Here is an 18,821-nt window from a genome sequence, read left to right on the forward strand (position 1 = left end):
AGCTTGCAAATAGGTTCTATAAACCCGCCCGACCCCACGAAAAATCCTCTTATTGATATTGCTGCAAGATGTCAGTTTTACCGAATTCAGGGGAATATATGTAGGTTGAGTGCTGTGTGCCTGCAAAAATATATCTGTGGATAGATGCAGTGTAACCCGTGGCAACTAAAGTAGCGGTAATTTTTGAGGGCGACTGCGCTCGACCATCCAAGCGTTGCCTACCATGCAACGCTTAGATGGTAGGCAAATCCGGCAAAAAGTAAAGCAGACATACCAGCAACTTTGACTTTTTTTGACAGGATTAATCGATATTCAGGAAATAAGGGCAGGATTCCAGCGAATTCCAGCTTGAGACGAGCGACAAAGCAATATAGAATTAACAGGGGCATCACTACAAAAAAATAATCTGCCAAACGAGGTAGCAGTAGTTAGGAGCAAGCGAGATAAATTACTACATAGCTAGTTGTTTCTAGCCAGAAGCGCGAAATTATTTGTTCAACAGGGTATAGCTAAACTGCGGCATAGAAGTAAGACTCCAGCGGTGCCGATTCCTTGGAAACCGACGAAAGTTAAGGAAAAACAAGCGTACTAGCCAATCAAGTTAGAGCGGGGATTCACCCCGCAGCAAGAAGCAATAGACTTGATTAGAAGTTAGGATTGAGATATGAATGCTCAAATCATGAAACCAATTGGTTTTTACATTTTTTTATGTGATTCAAAACGCAAGACTTTTTTGGGCTTCACTTAAAGCCGCAGCCCGCTCAAATTTTGGATCCGATAATTAATATTTAAGTAAAAGGAACTTTTGTGAAAACGCTCAGTATCCTGTTAGTAGAAGACAGTCCCCTAGATGCCGAACTGATTGAGGCATATCTAATGGATGGCGGGCTCCAATTTTCTCTGGTGTGTGTGGAAACTCGAGAAGACTTTGCCGCGGCGCTGGAAAAACAACGTTTTGACATTATTTTGGCAGATTATATGCTGCCTTGTTTTAACGGGATAGCTGCATTGGAAATCGCCCACACTACTTGTCCGGGAGTGCCATTTATTTTTGTTTCGGCTACTTTGGGCGAGGAAGTGGCGATCGAAACTTTGAAAAGCGGGGCTACTGATTATGTTCTCAAACGCCGTTTGATACGCTTGGTGCCGTCGATTCAGCGGGCCCTGCGCGAAGTTCAAGAACGGAACGAGCGCAAGCAAGCGGAAGCACAGCAGCAGGAGAGCGAAGCTCGATTTCGGATTATGGCGGATACCGCGCCGGTAATGATTTGGATGTCGGATACAGACCAACTTGGCCATTACTTTAACAAAGTTTGGCTGGAGTTTACCGGTAGAACTTTGGCGCAAGAAATGGGCACGGGTTGGATGGACAACTTGCACCCAGATGACTTACCAGAATGTTTGGATATTTACCAAAAAGCCTTCCACGCTGGTCGCGAGTACCGGCTCGAATGCCGCCTGAGACGCTATGACGGGGAATACCGCTGGGTTTTGGGTACGGGCGTACCCCGGTACAGGCCCGATCGCACTTTTGCAGGTTACATCGGTTCTTACATCGATATTAGCGATCGAAAACAGGCAGAACAAGAACGCGCGGCAGCTTTGGAGCGCGAACAAGCAGCGAGGTTGCAAGCAGAAGAAACAGCTAAAGCGCTGCAATCGGCCAACTATCGAATTACTAACATTCTCGAAAGCATTACCGATGCTTTTATCGCTGTTGATTTAAATTGGAACTATACCTATGTCAACCACCAAGCTATTGAGCTGTTAGGCAAACCAAAAGCCGAACTGATTGGTAAAAATTTTTGGGATATATTTCCCTGGGCTGTCGATTTACAGTTTTACAAAATGGCTACCAAAGCAGTAGCAGAAAAGGTAACGGTCGAGTATGAAGAATTCGTACCGTTATGGAATAAGTGGTTGAAGATGCGTTTTTATCCTTCCGATTCTGGTTTGTCGGGTTACATCCAAGACGTTACCGATAGCAAGCACACAGAATCTGCACTCCAAGCTAGCGAAGAAAAGCTGAGAATGTTAGCCGAAGCTAACTTGATAGGAATTATCTTCGGGGATGTTAACGGCGGTATCATTGAGGCAAACGATGAATTTTTGCGGATAGTTGGTTACACGCGGGAACAGTTGCAGGGCGGTGAATTAAACTCGATTGATATCACGCCGCCGGAGTACCAGTCTCTCGACAAGAAAGGGATGGCAGAGGCACAAGCAACGGGGGCTTGCACTCCCTACGAAAAGGAATTCTGGAGGAGAGACGGCAGCCGGATTCCGGTGTTGATCGGATATGTTTTGCTGGCGCAAAAGCGGCAAGAATCTGTGGCTTTTATTCTCGATTTGACTGTTGGTAAGCAGTTGGAAAGAGAACTGCACGATCGAGCCCAGGAATTGGCGCGGGCGAACCGGATTAAAGACGAGTTTCTCGGAACTTTGTCCCACGAATTGCGAACGCCGCTGAATGCGATGCTGGGATGGGCGCAACTGCTGCGAAACCGCAAGTTTGACGAAAAAACGACTGTTAGGGCTCTGGAAACGATCGACCGCAATACACGCTCGCTGGCAACTCTGATCGACGATTTGCTGGATGTGTCGCAGATTATTACCGGAAAACTGTCGCTGAATTTGCGGTGGGTGGATGTGATTTCGAGTGTTGAGGGTGCGATCGATACTCTCGCGCCCGCGATTGCCGCCAAAAATATTGAAATTGTGACGGATTTCGACCCAACTACCGGGCGGATTTTTGCCGATTCGGGCCGCTTGCAACAGGTAGCCTGGAATTTGCTGTCGAATGCGATTAAGTTTACTCCCGATGGCGGACAGGTGAGGGTGGGGGTGCGAAAGATGGAGAGGACTTTGGGCTCTGAGGAATCCGCTTGCTGCAAAAATTTGTCGCCCGCTAGTGTCGAAATTGAGGTCAGCGACACGGGACAAGGGATTTCAGAAGAGTTTTTGCCCCACGTTTTCGAGCGGTTCAGCCAAGCTGACAGCTCTATAAGACGATCGTACAACGGATTGGGTTTGGGCTTGGCTCTAGTGCGACATTTTGTGGAAATGCACGGGGGGACGGTGGAAGCCGAATCTGCCGGGAAGGGAAAAGGATCGAGGTTTTTAGTGAAATTGCCAATTCAACAGCTTCATTGCGACGGCGGATTGTCTGTTGCTGGACTCGGGGAGTGGGCGATTCCTCAAAGCAAGGCGCGAGCCCCTGTAAAGGAGTCTTTTGTCAGCAGCAATCTTTCTGGAGTGCGGGTATTGGTGGTCGATATCGACGCGGATTCCCTGGATTTTGCCTGTACTGTGCTCGAAGATTGCGGGGCCCAGGTGGAGACTGCTAGCTCTGGAAAGGATGCTCTGGAGGCGATTGAAAGGCTGAATCCGAATGTGTTGGCGATCGATATCGGGATGCAGGCCCTTGATGGAGAGGCTTTGCTGCAACAAGTGCGATCGCGGATGGTGGACAGGAAAATTCCGGCGTTGGCGTTCACGGCGGTTGGTAGGGTAGAGGAACGCATACGGGCACTGCAGGAAGGTTTTCAAATTTACGTGCCCAAGCCGATCGAGCCTGCTGAGTTGGTGGCGGTGGTGGCAAGTTTGGCGGGACGCCCGAAGGATTTTAGATTTTAGATTTTAGATTTTAGATTTACTCGGCGATGACGGAGTTCGTAACTACAAACCAATTTTCTTGCATTCGAGCGATCGGATAATTCTTAGGACTAAGGCTAACTGGCACTATATACTTAAAATTTAAGCTTTATTTGCGAGACTTGCCCTTAGTCCTAATCCGGCCGAAAAACTTTTTTTAGTATTAGTTAGACTTAGAGCTAATTTGTCAAGTCCCGAAAGTTATGAATTTAATTTACGTCACAGTGTGTAGTTTTTGATACTGATAGCAGTTTCTCAAAGGAATGCAACTGTAGACAAGTTCCAAACCCCGATCATCATCAGTATTACGATTTCTAAAATCTAAAATCTAAAATCTAAAATCTAAAATTGTATGAGGTTCAGGGACGATCGCTCTTAACAGTCTCTCCTCAAATATCAAGTTCAGCAATTAGCTGCTTCATTAAGCATGACTCATATTTACAATTAACCTAATTTGTCATACCCCAAAAGTTATAGATTTAATTTAAGTCAAAGTTTTTAGCTTTCGATCGCAGGTGCAGGGACGATCGCCCCTAACACTATTTCCTCCAATATCAAGTTCAGCAACCAGATGCTTCATGAGAAAAATATGCGGCCGGCGTAAATGCTTCTAACACGCCTCTATTGCCCGCCGTGCAAAGATTTTTTGGTTTTTGGATGTGGACTGGTCGCCCGCTTCCCACTATCGACGGCTAGATACCAATTGCACCCGGCCGGCATCCATTTCATCCATTAATAACTCTAAAGCCTCATAATCAATATCCGAGATGTACCCCAAACGGGTGAGCTCGTAGTTGATTTCGTTTTCAATGTCAGGCGTCAACTGCTTAATGTAGAGGGCTTTTTCTACAAGTTGACGAATAGCATGAGTTGCTTGCATAGTAAGTCGGAGAACTCCGTACATTTTTATTCTCCTCTGAAGTGTCGAGCAAACAGGTGATCTAGATCAGAACTAACAAGTGATTTAAATTACAATGTTCAGTTTTATCTAACAGCTAGGGCCAAGTCGATCGCAATTTTTATAGTTACCAAGACTCAACCTGCAGGTATCAATAAAAAATAGTATAGTAGCTTACGTTTCCTCCCCAAATCTTATGCAAAACTTCATAAAGAAGAGTCAATAAATAAAGATTCAGTAAAACTACTGACAACAACTGGTCAGTTTGCCTCGGATTAAGTTAGGCTCAGAGGAATCAAGTAGGTTTAGGCTTACATCCGTCCAGCGCAGTAGTTGAAAATACGTAGCAATCATAGGTTTGACATATGCAGACACTTCTTGCCCATAAACCAATTACGGTGATTCGACCCCTAGACTACCTGAATGCAGCCACCTGCGGAGAATTCGGCGTACAACTAATGACAGCAATTGCAGCCCCCGGTGTTGTAGCGGTACTCGTAGATTTGGACGCGGTAAAATTTATTGACAGTGCAGGTTTGATGGCATTGGTTTCGGGCCTCAAGCAGGCGAAAAAAATGGGGCGCAGGTTTAGTCTTTGCTCGGTATCCCCTGGGATTAAGATGATTCTGGAACTCAGCCAACTGGATCGAGTGTTTGAGATATTTGAAAATGTCGATAGCTTTGAAGCCGAAAACTCCTGCGTAACACAACACTGATAGAGCCTCCTGGGCGACGAGAACAGGCAAAAAAACACAGCAAATTCGGTTAAATGCCCGAAAAGACAGACTACTGTCGTTGGCGTGTTGGCAGATTTTAAGGTAGGCTGCTTAAGAGTCGCAACTATTTAGCGAGTCGAGCCGTGGCAGTAAAAGTCGAAGAATTACTTACAGCAGAGATTAATCAGCCTGCTCGTTATCTGGGAAACGAATTGGGGGCGACGCACAAGCCTTGGGACGCGGCGTCTGTGCGCTGGGTTCTCACTTACCCAGAAGTTTATGAAGTTGGTGCTTCCAATCTGGGGCACATCATCCTTTACAACATTTTGAACGCAGGGCCGAGACAGTTGTGCGATCGGGCTTATTTGCCCGCCGCCGACTTGGCAGCAAAACTGCGATCGACCAAAACTCCCCTGTTTGCCGTAGAATCAAGGCGATCGCTCACAGAATTTGATATTCTGGGCTTTAGCCTCAGCTACGAACTAGGAGCAACAAACATTCTGGAAATGCTGGATTTAGCCGGCATTCCCCTAACTTGGCAAGAAAGAGCGACAAATGCCCAAAACGGTGCTCAAATTCCGCTGATTTTTGCTGGCGGGCAAACAGCAACTTCTAATCCCGAACCCTACGCGGACTTTTTTGACTTCATCGCTTTGGGAGATGGAGAAGAGTTGCTGCCAGAAATTGGCTTGATTTTGGCAGAAGGCAAAACTAATAATTTGAGCCGAGAAGCATTGCTGCTGGATTTAGCGCAAATTCCAGGCGTCTACGTCCCGCAATTCTACGATATGGCGGCCGACGGTTCTGTTCATCCCAACCGCCCGCAAGTTCCACAACGAATTCTGCGCCGCGTGGCAACTCCGATACCAGCTTATTCGATCGGCCTGGTTCCCTACGTCCAGACAGTACACGACAGACTGACAGTAGAAATCCGCCGGGGATGCACCCGCGGCTGTCGCTTCTGTCAGCCGGGAATGCTGACTCGCCCCGCGCGCGATGTCGAACCGCAGCAAGTCGTAGAGGCGATCGAACAAGGGATGCAAGCCACCGGGCACAGCGAGTTTTCCCTGCTTTCCCTGAGTTGTTCCGACTATCTGGCACTCCCAGCAGTCGGGATGGAAATCAAAAATCGCCTGAAAGATAAAAATATTTCTCTGTCTCTACCCAGCCAGCGAGTTGACAGATTTGACGATAATATTGCCGACATTCTCGGCGGTACGCGACAAGGCGGTTTGACTTTTGCGCCGGAAGCTGGTACTCAGCGGATGCGCGACATCGTTAACAAAGGTTTGACCAACGAAGAATTGCTTCGGGGTGTCAAAACTGCGGTCGATCGCGGCTGGGATAAAATCAAGCTGTATTTTATGATCGGTTTGCCGGGAGAAACAGATTTTGATGTTCTCGGCATCGCCGAAACAGTCCGCTGGCTGCACAGGGAATGCAGGATCAATGGCCGGCGGGGACTGAATTTTAACTTGACAATTTCTAATTTTACCCCTAAGCCTCACACTCCTTTTCAGTGGCACTCGGTTTCTACTGCTGAGTTTTCCCGCAAGCAAAAACTCCTGAAGGAAGAGTTTCGGGGGATGCGGGGCGTCAAGGTGAATTACACTGATGTGCGGATTTCGGCAATGGAGGATTTTGTCGGACGGGGCGATCGACGTTTGGCTGCTGTAGTCCGCCGCGCTTGGGAACTTGGCGCGGGTATGGATGCGTGGTGGGAAAGTTTGGATCAGGCTTACAAAGCTTGGACTCAGGCGATCGATGAATCTGGCCTTACCTGGAAATACCGCCAAGTCGAAAGCGGCGAGTGGAATCTTTTTGAGAAGGAAGAGGAGCACGACACGGATGCGGACACGGATACACGGATGAATTTACCAGCGGGGGCGGGCACGGGGGCACCGCCCCTACTGGATCAACCTTTGCCTTGGGATCATTTAGATACGGGGATTGACAAAAACTGGCTGAAAATTGACTTGCAAAAGGCTTTGGAAGCAGCGACGGTTCCCGACTGTTCCTTTGAAGGGTGTTCGCGCTGCGGGGTTTGTGGCACTGATTTCGGACACAATGTGGTTGTGGATGCGCTGCCAATTCCTGAGTTTGCTGGGGAGTTTGTCCCGAATACGGAGCGGAAACAGCGTTTGCGGGTTTGGTTCGGGAAGGTGGGCGATATGGCTTTGGTTGGTCATTTGGATTTGATCCGATTGTTGGATCGAGTAGTCCGCAGAGCCGATTTGCCGATTTCGTTTACCGGCGGGTTTCACCCGAATCCTCGGATTTCTCTGGCAAATGCTCTGCCTCTGGGTGTTACCAGCACTGGGGAAATTGCTGACTTTGAGCTCACTGAGTCGATCGATATTGAGAGTTTTCGGGAAAAGTTGGCCGCTAAGCTGCCGGAAAATATTCCGATTTACAAGGTTGAGTCGATCGATCTTAAGGCTCCTTCTGCTAACCAGTTGTTAGAAGCAGCGGAGTACGTGATTACTGTGGCTTTAGGGGGTTCGTTGACAGAAAATGGCGAATTAGACCATGAAAATTCTGCTCCTGTCTCCGTAGCTCCTGATGCCAACTGGGAAGCTTGGGTCAAGACGATCGTCGAAACCGAGGCTTTTTGGCGGGTGCATACTACTAAGTCGGGAAAGACGAAGGATGTCAATTTGCGCGATCGGCTGCACAAACTAGAACTTGTAGAGCACAAACCCGACAGCAGCACATCTGCTAGGGGTGCTACATCCGAAGGTAGAGCCGTCTTGCGGTTTACCGGCAGTTGTCGCAGCGATGGCAACTTGCTAAAGCCAGAACATATTGTGTTCATGCTCGAACAAGTCAGCCAGCAGGAAATTCAGCTTCTACAGGTTGAGCGTAGTCAGCTAATCCTGGGTTATGGTTAAAATAGGGAAGCCGCGGTGGAATATTTCACCTTCGGCTCTCGATCGGGATGTGTCGTTTCAAGCTATAATCGCTTGTTATGGAAGCCGCGGTGGCTCGAGCGCTTTAGTCGCTCGCCGCCCTCGTCAACCAGCAACGCGGGCTGGGTGCAATTTGCTTCTGTTCAAGACTTTAAGCCTTTTTGTTGTACATTCACGGGCTAAATCTAGCGCCAAACCCGCCGGAGCGGGGTCTGAACCAAATTTAGCGATTAATTTCGAGCGATCGACTGGTTGTCGGTGGTCGGCTTATTCAAAAATCTCACGGTTCAAACCGCAGAGCGGGTATTCAACAATAGATGTTTTTGGCGGGTCAAAAAACGCAGATAAGCCCCCGACTTAAGTCGTGAAGAACCAAAAATTTTAGATTTTAGACTTTAGTTCAATCTTCCAGATTCATCTGTGGAGTAAATCTAAAATCTAAAATCTAAAATCTAAAATCGACTGACCCGTCAAAAAACGGAAATAAGCCCCCGACTTAAGTCGTGAAGAACCAAAAAATTTAGATTTTAGACTTTAGTTCAATCTTCCAGATTCATCTGTGGAGTAAATCTAAAATCTAAAATCTAAAATCTAAAATCGACTGACCCGTCAAAAAACGGAAATAAGCCCCCGACTTAAGTCGTGAAGAACCAAAAATTTTAGATTTTAGATTAAAGTTCAATCTCCCAGATTCATCTGTGGAGAAAATCTAAAATCTAAAATCTAAAATCTAAAATCGACTGACCCGTCAAAAAACGGAAATAAGCCCCCGACTTAAGTCGTGGAGAACCAAAAATTTTAGATTTTAGACTCTAGTTAAATGTCCCAGATTCATCTGTGGAGTAAATCTAAAATCTAAAATCTAAAATCTAAAATCGACTGACGAGGTTTTAGGGTTGGCAGGGGCGGAGGTTGCAGTCGAATGCCAAGGTGGGGTATGTTGAGTGCGATCGCACAAGAATTCAACAAAAGTCCTTACGCTTTCACTCCTACCTACTTTCCCTCAAAACCAGCCCTCAACCACCACGCAAGCGGAGTTATCAGTTCGTAGTGTTAAGTTGTGTGTTAAGAAATTAGTACGGTGTCAATGAATTTATTCGCGCTCGTTCAAAGGAAGAGTTGTAAGTGTTGAATTTTGAGTATTGATTTCGCAATTGTCAACTCAAATCTCAATAGTGCTAACTCGATAAAAGCCTCCTTATTTCTATCTCTCAGATTTATCTGCTGAGCATAACTCATAACTCTGTACGGGCGGGTTTAACTACTTTATCTGTAACAGTTAACAGTCAATAGTTAACAGTTAACAGTTAACAGTGAACGGTCAACAGTTAACTTTCTTTCCACCCTGCACCAACTCACAGCTAATAACTCTTCAAGCTACTACTAATTACAGTCTAAGTCAGAGGCACTATGAGTGCGTAAGTGTCTCTAACTTGCTGCCAGTTTTTTGAGGAAATTGAATGACAAAGCAGATAGTTATAGCAGAGCAGCATCGCATTGCTGCCGTATTTTCAGAAGATCAAATCCAAGAACTTGTGGTAGCCACAGGCAGCCACCAAGTCAGTGACATTTACTTGGGAATTGTTGAAAATGTACTCCCTGGGATAGATGCGGCCTTCGTTAATATTGGCGATCCAGAACGTAACGGGTTTATGCACGTCACAGACCTCGGCCCGCTGCGCCTTAAACGCTCGGCAGGAGCAATTACAGAACTCCTGACCCCCCAGCAGAAAGTGGTGGTACAGGTAATGAAAGAACCGACGGGCAGCAAAGGCCCCCGGCTGACAGGCAACATTACCCTGCCGGGCCGCTATTTGGTACTGATGCCCTACGGCAGGGGAGTCAATCTCTCACGGCGGATCAAGTCGGAAGCCGAGCGCAACCGCCTCAGAGCCCTGGCTATTTTGGTGAAACCGGCCGGGATGGGGCTGCTGGTACGCACTGAAGCTGAAGGGATGACCGAAGAAGCGATCATGGAAGATTTGGAAGTGCTGCAAAAACAGTGGGAAGCCGTTCAACTTGAAGGCGGTACCTCGCGGGCGCCGGCACTGCTCAACCGCGATGACGATTTTATCCAGCGGGTGCTGCGAGATATGTTCAGCGGTGACGTGAATCGGATTGTGGTGGACTCGCAAAATGGAATTAAGCGGGTGAAGCAGCAGTTGATGAGCTGGAACGGCGGTAAACTGCCGGCGGGAGTTTTGATCGACCACCACCGAGAGCGCGCCTCGATTTTAGAATTTTTCCGCGTTAACGCTGCGATTCGAGAAGCCCTCAGACCAAGGGTTGATTTGCCTTCGGGCGGTTATGTGATTATCGAGCCGACTGAGGCGCTGACGGTGATCGATGTCAACTCTGGTTCGTTTACTCGATCGGCGACGGCTAGGGAAACGGTACTCTGGACAAATTGCGAAGCAGCCACGGAAATTGCTAGACAACTGCGGTTACGCAATATTGCCGGGGTGATTATTGTTGACTTTATTGACATGGAATCCCGCCGCGATCAGTTGCAGGTGCTGGAACATTTCAATAAAGCTCTCAAAGCTGACAAAGCTCGACCGCAAATCGCTCAACTGTCGGAATTGGGACTGGTAGAACTGACTCGCAAGCGCCAAGGTCAAAATATTTACGAGTTGTTCGGCCACAGTTGCCCTACTTGCAGCGGGTTGGGTCATCTGGTGCACTTGCCTGGGGAAGAAGACTTCGCCGCAGCGGTGCGGGAATCGGGCGATCGCACTGTTGCTACGTCGAACCGCGTTTTGTTGAATTTGCCCGAAGGATTGGAACGCCGCAGCTTGACGCCTGTGGCTGCTGCAACTACTGCCCCGGTGCGGGAAGAACGCCCCCCCGAACCTGCTAGGGCTGCTTGGGAGCCTCAAAGCGAAAGTTTGGATTTTGAGAGCGGCAGCAACGCATCGCCTTTGGACTTGCTCAACCATCCCAGCTATCAGGATTTGGGGAACGGAACTAGACGGCGCCGCCGCCGCCGGATTGGCGAAGAGCCTTTTGCCCTCCCGGTGGAGGAGGAACCGGTACGTAGCAAGTTGCGACTGCCGAATACTTCGAGCGCGCCCGTCGCGGATACGCGCTCTGAGTATCTTGCACCCCCCGGCATCCGGGCGGCTTCGGAGGGCTTCGGGCTGGTGAATATGGCTACTGTTGGCAGGCGCGAGGATTTCGATCGCGTGCGTCCGGCTAAGTCTGAGTTGATGAAGCCGATGGTGGAGCCTCCAGAGGTGATTTCGGTGGAAATGACGGCGGAAGAGCAGGATGTTTATGCTCTGATGGGGGTTTCTCCTTTGGTGCTTACTGATCGCAGTGTCAAAAATCCTAAGAATGCGATCGTTTCGGTGACTCTCCCAGGAGCGGCCCCCAACAAGCCGCCTTTCGAGCAGCTCGAATTTGAATTTGAAGCGACGACGCCTCCCCAGAATGTTGAGGATGAGGAACGGGATTATTATCCAGAAAGGTCGGTAGTTGAGCCTGTTTTTTCTGAGGCCGATGATGATGATGATGATGATGATGATGATGTCCAAATTTATGGCGAGAGTTTGATCGACGAAACTGATGATTTTGATCGGATGGAGGAACCCAGTGATGTGATGGACGAATCCCAGGAGCCGATCTCACTCAATGAGCCGATCGAATCCCCTGAGCCGATCTCACTCAATGAGCCGATCTCACTCAATGAGCCGATCTCACTCAATGAGCCGATCGAATCCCCTGAGCCGATCGAATCAAGCGAACCCGAGGAGCCTGCTATCAACCGTCGCCGGCGCCGTCGCTCATCTGCCCTTGTGGATGAATAGTTATGAAAGAAGAGGGAAGAGAGAAGAGGAAAGAAAGAAGAAGGAAGAAGGAAGAAGTAGAAATTTTTACTCTCTTCCCATCTTTCCATCTTCCCCTTTCCCCCTCTCCCTCGAACGCTCTGGTAATTGCGGGTGTGGATGAAGTCGGACGAGGCGCTTTGTTCGGGCCGGTGGTGGCTGCGGCCTGCATTTTGCCCGACGAAGTTCTCGATGAATTAGCAAGTTGCGGGGTTCGCGACAGCAAGCAGTTGAGTGCCACAGCCCGGAGTCGGTTAGCTGTGAAAATCCGGGCTGTGGCGGTTGACTGTCAAATTGGTGTGGCTTCGGTGCGGGAGATCGATCGCCTCAATATTTTGCAGGCTTCTTTGTTGGCGATGAAACGGGCGATTTTGAAGTTGAAGGTGACGCCGGATTTGTGTTTGGTTGACGGGAATCAAAGGATTCCCAATTTGGCGATCGAGCAAGAGACGATGATTAAGGGTGATGCGCGATCGATTCAGATTGCTGCTGCTAGTATTGTGGCGAAGGTTTGGCGCGATGAATTAATAGTACGTTTGGCTGTTAAGTATCCTGAATATGACTTGACAAATAACAAGGGATATGGAACAGCTAAACATAAATTGGCTTTGGAACGCTGCGGTGTATCTGTCTTTCACCGACAATCTTTTAGTCCTTGTCAAAAATAGTTAGTTGTATCTGAAATGTTGCACCAATGTCAATAAGCTTTTATGAACAGGCTTTCCGGCCTGTTAAGCGAGAATGGTGCAATATCTCAGTTGGATCTCACATCTTGCACCATTCTCAACTAGCCCTTGCATTTTGTCCCAAAAGGTGAAAGACAGGGCGTAAAAACAATCAGGTAGGTCAATGTTAACCATTCGTGAACTAACCTGACTGTCAACGGATTACCGTTAGACCGCAGGCTTGTTTTTCCTTTTTTGCAAAGGCTTTTTATAGTGAGGTAGTTCCACCCCCACTTGCTAATATAGTACCAGAGTATTTCCAGGTTATCAAGAGGTATAAAAGAATAATTGTCGCTTTGGGTACCTACACCCGACGAGCCTTTCATCACGCGGGCGTAATTCCCAATGGGGTAAGGGGCGCAGCGCTCAGATTAATCCCCTCTAAATATACGCCCGGGACTTCCCGGCTGGTAGTTAAACAGTAAGTACCAGTATTATTAGTCGCTTTCTCAATCATTACCAATCGTAAGTGCGGGCAGTAATTCGAGTTGAGATCAAAGCCAGGGTTTTATAGCAATCCTCGCATCAGTTTCAATAACTGGTTAACTTCCAAGCTCTGCCTGGGAACCGATGTAAGCGAGGCTCTGCCTCGGCCCAGACTATGGAGGCAGAGCCTCCGGATCTGCGTTACCAGGCTCTTCCTGGTAACGAGTATAATCATTTAGGATTGCTATAGTAATACAGAACATAAGCAAAACTTCTCTATTTAGGGTTCCATACCCAAAGTACCTTACCGTTTTAGTCCGAGCCAGTTTTATGAGGACTTTAGTCCTCACTAGAAACCGCGACTCGTTATCTCGATACGATCGCCCCGATCGCACTTTAGGATTGTTTGATCGGTTGTTCGATCGGCAACTCTATGATAAACTCGGCTCCGTGACCGAGTGCAGACACGCAGCTAAGTTTGCCACCGTGTTCTTGGACAACTTTGTAGGAAATGGACAGGCCTAAACCGGTGCCTTTGTCGGCGGGTTTGGTGGTAAAAAAAGCCTCGAATAACTGCTGGGAAACTTCTTCTGGCATACCGGGGCCGTTGTCAGAAATCCTAATTACAGCATTAGAGTTTTGGACTTCTGTCCTAATTTTAATCTTGCTGCGGTTAGCTTTGACTTCGGCAACTGAACGCCCTTCGTTGTATTCCTCGATCGCGTCGATCGCATTTCCGATCAAATTCATAAATACCTGATTGATTTTCCCAGCATAACACTCAACCAAAGGCAAATTTCCATAGTCCTTAATTACCGCAATTTCGGGATAGTTACCTCTGGCTTTCAGGCGACTTTGCAGAATCAGCAACGTTCCTTCAATCCCTTCGTGCAGGTTAACTTTGCTCATTTGAGAATCGTCTTTGCGGGAGAAATTTCTGAGCGATCGCACGATTTCCCGAATGCGATCGGCCCCAACCTGCATCGAAGACATCGCTTTCGGCAAATCTTCTAGCAGAAACTCTAATTCGATATCCTTAATTTGAGCTTGAATTGCTGCCGGCGGCTGCGGGCAGTGCTTCTGGTACATATCGAGCAAATTCAGCAAATCTTCGGTGTAGTGGCCCACGTGGACGAGATTACCGCAGACGCTGCTAACAGGATTGTTAATTTCGTGAGCAACACCGGCTACCATTTGACCGAGAGTAGACATTTTCTCCGTGTGAATCAGTTGAGCTTGAGTTTGCTGCAATTCGTGCAAAGTATTTTCGAGTTGCAGTTTTTGTTGGGTTAACTCTGTTTGCGATCGCCGCAAAGCTTCTTCACTGCGTTTCTGCTCGGAAATGTCAGTAATTAACCCTTCCAAAGCTATCAATTCTCCCGAGTCGGAAAAAACTCCCAAACCTTGCTCCCAAACCCATTTTAATTCGCCATTTTTAGCAGTAATTCGGTAATTTAGCTGATAGGGTCGATTTTCTTGTAAGGCAACTTGCACGGCATTCCACAAATTCTCGCGATCGTCCGGGTGAGTCAATTCCGAGATAGAAACTTGCCGAGTGCCGATAAATTCTTCAGGAGAATAGCCGGCTAACTGATAGCAACCTTCGCTGACAAACTCCATACTGCGATCGGCATCGTTGCGAAAACGGTAGGCCATTCCCGGCAAATTGCTCATCAGCGTCGCCAAGGCCCGCTGGCTTTCCCGTAGGGCTTCTTCGGCATGTTTGCGATCGGTAATATCCGTCATCACCGCCAGCATACAGAGTTCGCCGTCCAAATTAATCAACTCTGCTGACAGCAAACACACCACCACCGATCCCGATTTCATCCTAAACTCGCATTCCTGATTGCGAACAACACCTTGTTCGTGTAAAATTTGCCTAAAATTCACTCGATCTTCCGGTCTTACCCAAATATTTAACCCCGGTACTGTATTCCAGGTCGTTTCTTCTAAATCATAACCAGTCATCAACAAAAAACTATCATTAACTTCAATAAAACGACCCTCAGCAAAAGTAGTAATAATCATCGGATCTGGGCTTGAGCGAAAAGCCTTAGAAAACTTTTCTTCCGATAAACTCAACTTTTTAATAGCCTCTTCCAACTGACTTGTCCGCTCTTTAACCCGGCATTCCAACACCTCATTAGCCTGCTTCAATGCCTCCTCAGCCTGCACCCGATAAGTGATATCGCGCACCACGCCTTGCAGCCCTATTTTGCCGCCGATATCCATAGAAGTTAGTAGCACTTCCGCCGGAAACTCAGAACCATCCAAACGACGGTGCCGCCAGTCAAAACGGCAATTTCCCGATCGCAAAGCCGTATTAATTCGCTCTTGAGAAAGACTCATAGAATCTTGTCCGTCCGGTTGCAACGGCGGGCTAAATTCCGAAGGATGCTTGCCGCAAAACTCCGATTCAGTGCTGCATCCAAATAACTTTAAAGTAGCCGGATTGCAATCCAAAAAACCCTCTTCGTCTAGCAGCATTACCGCATCAGTCGTCGATTCGTACAAAGTGCGAAACTTTTTTTCCGACGCCTGCAAAGAAGCAATCAACTGCATCTTTTCCTCAGCCGCCCGCTTTTGCTCAGTAATATCCTGCATTACTTGAGAAAAGCCCTGCAACTTTCCCCTTTCATCGCACAAAGGAGTAACAATAATATTCGCCCAAAATCGCGATCCGTCCTTGCGAACCCGCCAGCCTTCATTTTCGTATCTACCTTCGGCCACAGCCCGGATTAATTTTTCTTTGTGCTTGCCGATTTCAATATCATCTTTAGTGAAAAAACACTCCGAATTATTGCCAACTATTTCATGAGATATGTATCCCAAAATGCGTTCTGCACCAGAATTCCAGCTAGCTACATACCCATCTGGATCTAACATAAATATAGCATAATCCTTAACGCCTTCAATTATTAAGCGCAGGCGTTCTTCACTTTCTCGAAGTGCAGATTCTGCTTGCTTGCGCTGAGTGATATCTTCTACAAAACCTTCGTAGTAGAGCAATTTACCTGCTTCATCGCAGACAGCCCGCGCATTCTCAGCGATCCAAATTATTGTTCCGTCTCGGCGATAAATTTGCGACTCAAAATCTGATACGATGCCCTTTTCTTGCAAAGCACAAACAAACTGATCGCGCCGATCGGGATTGACGTAAAGCTGATCGCTAATATCAGTCAGACAGCCCATTAATTCTTCAGCAGAATTATATCCGTAGATGCGAGCCAAAGCTGGGTTAGCGCTGATGTAGCGACCGGATTGGGTTGTTTGAAAAATACCCGACACAGCATTTTCAAACATACTATAATATTTTGCTTCCATTTGGTGCAGTGCCTCCGCGACATTCAGGCATTCTATTGCTTTATTTCCTAATTTTTGATTTCCCACTTGTGAATACCCTGCTCTTGTGTGTGAGTTGAATATTTTGGCTCTACCGCCTGTTAAATTTTAGCCGTTAGTTAAGCTGAAAGATGGTGTGTCGCAACCGGAGACGAGTGTGTTTATTCATCTGTCCTACTGGGCGGTTAGTTGTTAGTGATTGCTGAAATTTTAGTCGATCGGGTATTTATTTGAGGCTTGACTGGCTGTCAGGATCGCATTGGCACATCGATCGGCCTGCGGTGCAGGTGTTCGAGCAAAACCCGCTCCTTGAAATCTCCCTGAATATATTAGCAGTTGAATACCCTGAAATAAGTTAGTAGCAAGGATGTTGTTACAATAAAAGGCCGCGACTTCTACAACCGCAAGAGTCTATTTTTAGAATTTGGGTGAGAGTACGATCGACTCTTACCCGAAGCAACTAACCCACCTGCAAGAGCTAAACGCTCGCTGTCCTTGCTGTCACTCGATTGGAGATTTGAGATTTTAGATTGAAGTTGACTCCACAGATGAATCTGAGGTTCTCCTAATGTCTAAAATTTTTTGCTCTCCACAACTCCTGTCGGAAACTTTTATCGGTTTTTGGGTGCCCTGAGTTACTGTTAAGTATTATTGCTGATAGATAATACAGCAGACTACTGGCAGTTTTACGATTTGGGGTTTCTATGTAAAGTTGGCACAACAATAGGGTAATTGTTGTATCAAAAAATTCATATTCTGCTACTGCGGGCGGAAAAATTCTGTAGCGGTGCTGGCATTTGGGCAAAAATCTGGGCCCGATCGCGCAAAATGTGGTCGGCAAGTCTGGTAAAATCCCGATGATTCTCAGTTTGGCCACAAAGCTCGATCGAGCTAAATTTGACTAGAAACTAATATTAATGACAGATTCTCCTCTACTAGCAACGCCAGAGTTATCCCCTGCTTCAACCCAGACGCCGGATTCTCCTGTGTGGCCAGCCCTCCTGCAACAACTATTAGACAGACAATCTCTCTCACGCGCCCAAGCAGCCGACTTGATGCAGGGATGGCTAGCCGAAGCTATTCCCCCCGTCCTCTCAGGAGCAATTTTAGCGGCCATCCAAGCCAAAGGCATCTGGGCCCAAGAATTGGCAGGAATGGCTCAGGTATTGCATTCTCAGTCGCTTGCAGGTGAGTCGGAGAGCGTTTTCAATCCCAAATCCTCAATCTCCAATCTCAAATTAATTGATACTTGTGGCACAGGCGGCGACGGCGCTTCCACGTTTAACATTTCCACTGCTGTAGCTTTTGTGGCCGCCGCCGGCAAAGTTCGAGTCGCGAAACACGGAAATCGCTCCGCATCGAGCAAAGTGGGTTCTGCTGACGTGTTGGAAGCACTGGGAGTCAACCTCAACGCCGATCCCGCGAAGGTAAAAGCTGCGGTAGACTCTGTGGGCATCACCTTTTTATTTGCGCCTGGGTGGCATCCCGCACTTAAGGCTGTAGCGCCGATCCGGCGCACTTTGAAGGTGCGGACTATTTTTAACCTTTTAGGGCCCCTTGTCAATCCTATGCGCCCTACAGGGCAGGTAATCGGGGTGTTCGATCCTAGTCTGGTATCAACTATTGCTCAAGCTTTGGGCGAGTTGGGGACTGAGTTAGCTGTAGTCGTTCACGGCAGAGAAAAATTGGACGAGGCGGGTTTGGGTGATGTGACTGATTTGGCGGTTTTGTCGGATGGCAAAGTGGAACTCACTACTTTAGACCCGGAAAAGGTAGGATTGACACCAAGTGCGATCGGCTCGTTAAAAGGCGGAAATGTTGAGGAAAACGCCGAGATTTTGCGGAACGTTTTGCAAGGCAAAGGTACGCCCGCACAAATGGATGTTGTAGCTTTGAATGCGTCTTTGGCTTTTCAGGTGGGAGGTGCAATTCCTATGGGCTCTCACGCCGCAGGAGTTTCTATGGCTAAGGATATTTTATTGAGCGGCGAATCTTGGTTGAAGTTGCAGCAGTTGATTGAGTTTTTGAAATGAAGTCAGTTGGGAGTTGGGAGTTGGGAGTTGACAGTTGACAGTTGTTATATCATGTTCGGTCGATTGACCGTGATTCCTGTAGGGGCGGGTTCACCAGCAATAGTCGCCAAAAACCGACAATCTCAAAAACCCGCCCCGACTATGTATGATGCGCGATCGATCGGACTACAAATAACCAGTAATCAATAACAAATAACAACTAACAAATAACAACTAAGGAATGAGAATTAAATAACTTTCACTCTTGAAAGTGGGATGGGCGTCCCGCCCGTCCAAAAAGGACGGGCGGGA

9 protein-coding genes are annotated in these 18,821 nt (G+C 47.6%); 7 read left to right on the forward strand and 2 right to left on the reverse strand.

Going from position 1 to position 18,821, the window contains the following annotated elements:
* Window positions 1-807: 807 nt before the first annotated feature.
* A complete protein-coding gene (locus QUB26_RS28300; RefSeq protein WP_333320639.1) occupies window positions 808-3,636 on the forward strand; it encodes a PAS domain S-box protein in 2,829 nt (942 codons plus the stop codon).
* A 700-nt stretch (window positions 3,637-4,336) separates the two neighbouring features.
* Here QUB26_RS28300 and QUB26_RS28305 read toward each other — a convergent pair.
* Window positions 4,337-4,534, reverse strand: coding sequence for a hypothetical protein (locus QUB26_RS28305; protein ID WP_015176637.1), 198 nt, complete (start codon window positions 4,532-4,534; stop codon window positions 4,337-4,339).
* A 383-nt stretch (window positions 4,535-4,917) separates the two neighbouring features.
* Here QUB26_RS28305 and QUB26_RS28310 point away from each other — a divergent pair, with 383 nt between their 5' ends.
* The 5 genes from QUB26_RS28310 to QUB26_RS28330 all read left to right on the forward strand — a co-directional run bounded on the left by QUB26_RS28310 (window position 4,918) and on the right by QUB26_RS28330 (window position 12,672).
* Window positions 4,918-5,268: an STAS domain-containing protein gene (locus QUB26_RS28310; RefSeq protein ID WP_333245489.1), complete on the forward strand. Its 351-nt coding sequence runs from the start codon at window positions 4,918-4,920 to the stop codon at window positions 5,266-5,268.
* Between the two features lie 143 nt (window positions 5,269-5,411).
* The gene (locus QUB26_RS28315) at window positions 5,412-8,159 is read left to right on the forward strand and encodes a TIGR03960 family B12-binding radical SAM protein (RefSeq protein WP_333320641.1); all 2,748 of its coding nucleotides are present in this window, start codon (window positions 5,412-5,414) and stop codon (window positions 8,157-8,159) included.
* Between the two features lie 940 nt (window positions 8,160-9,099).
* The gene (locus QUB26_RS28320; protein ID WP_333245483.1) at window positions 9,100-9,228 is read left to right on the forward strand and encodes a hypothetical protein; all 129 of its coding nucleotides are present in this window, start codon (window positions 9,100-9,102) and stop codon (window positions 9,226-9,228) included.
* Window positions 9,229-9,637: 409 nt separating this feature from the next.
* Complete coding sequence (locus QUB26_RS28325) at window positions 9,638-11,986, forward strand: Rne/Rng family ribonuclease (RefSeq protein ID WP_333320644.1); 2,349 nt, start codon at window positions 9,638-9,640, stop codon at window positions 11,984-11,986.
* Window positions 11,987-11,988: 2 nt separating this feature from the next.
* Window positions 11,989-12,672 (forward strand): ribonuclease HII, encoded by a 684-nt coding sequence (locus QUB26_RS28330; RefSeq protein ID WP_333245477.1) that lies wholly within the window; start codon window positions 11,989-11,991, stop codon window positions 12,670-12,672.
* A gap of 879 nt (window positions 12,673-13,551) precedes the next feature.
* Here QUB26_RS28330 and QUB26_RS28335 read toward each other — a convergent pair.
* Window positions 13,552-16,545, reverse strand: a complete 2,994-nt coding sequence (locus QUB26_RS28335) for a PAS domain S-box protein (protein ID WP_333320646.1) — start codon at window positions 16,543-16,545, stop codon at window positions 13,552-13,554.
* A gap of 869 nt (window positions 16,546-17,414) precedes the next feature.
* Here QUB26_RS28335 and trpD point away from each other — a divergent pair.
* The gene (gene trpD, locus QUB26_RS28340) at window positions 17,415-18,530 is read left to right on the forward strand and encodes an anthranilate phosphoribosyltransferase (RefSeq protein WP_333320649.1); all 1,116 of its coding nucleotides are present in this window, start codon (window positions 17,415-17,417) and stop codon (window positions 18,528-18,530) included.
* Window positions 18,531-18,821: the final 291 nt, after the last annotated feature.

The sequence above is a fragment of the Microcoleus sp. B4-C1 genome (assembly GCF_036705285.1).
Classification (GTDB): domain Bacteria; phylum Cyanobacteriota; class Cyanobacteriia; order Cyanobacteriales; family Microcoleaceae; genus Microcoleus.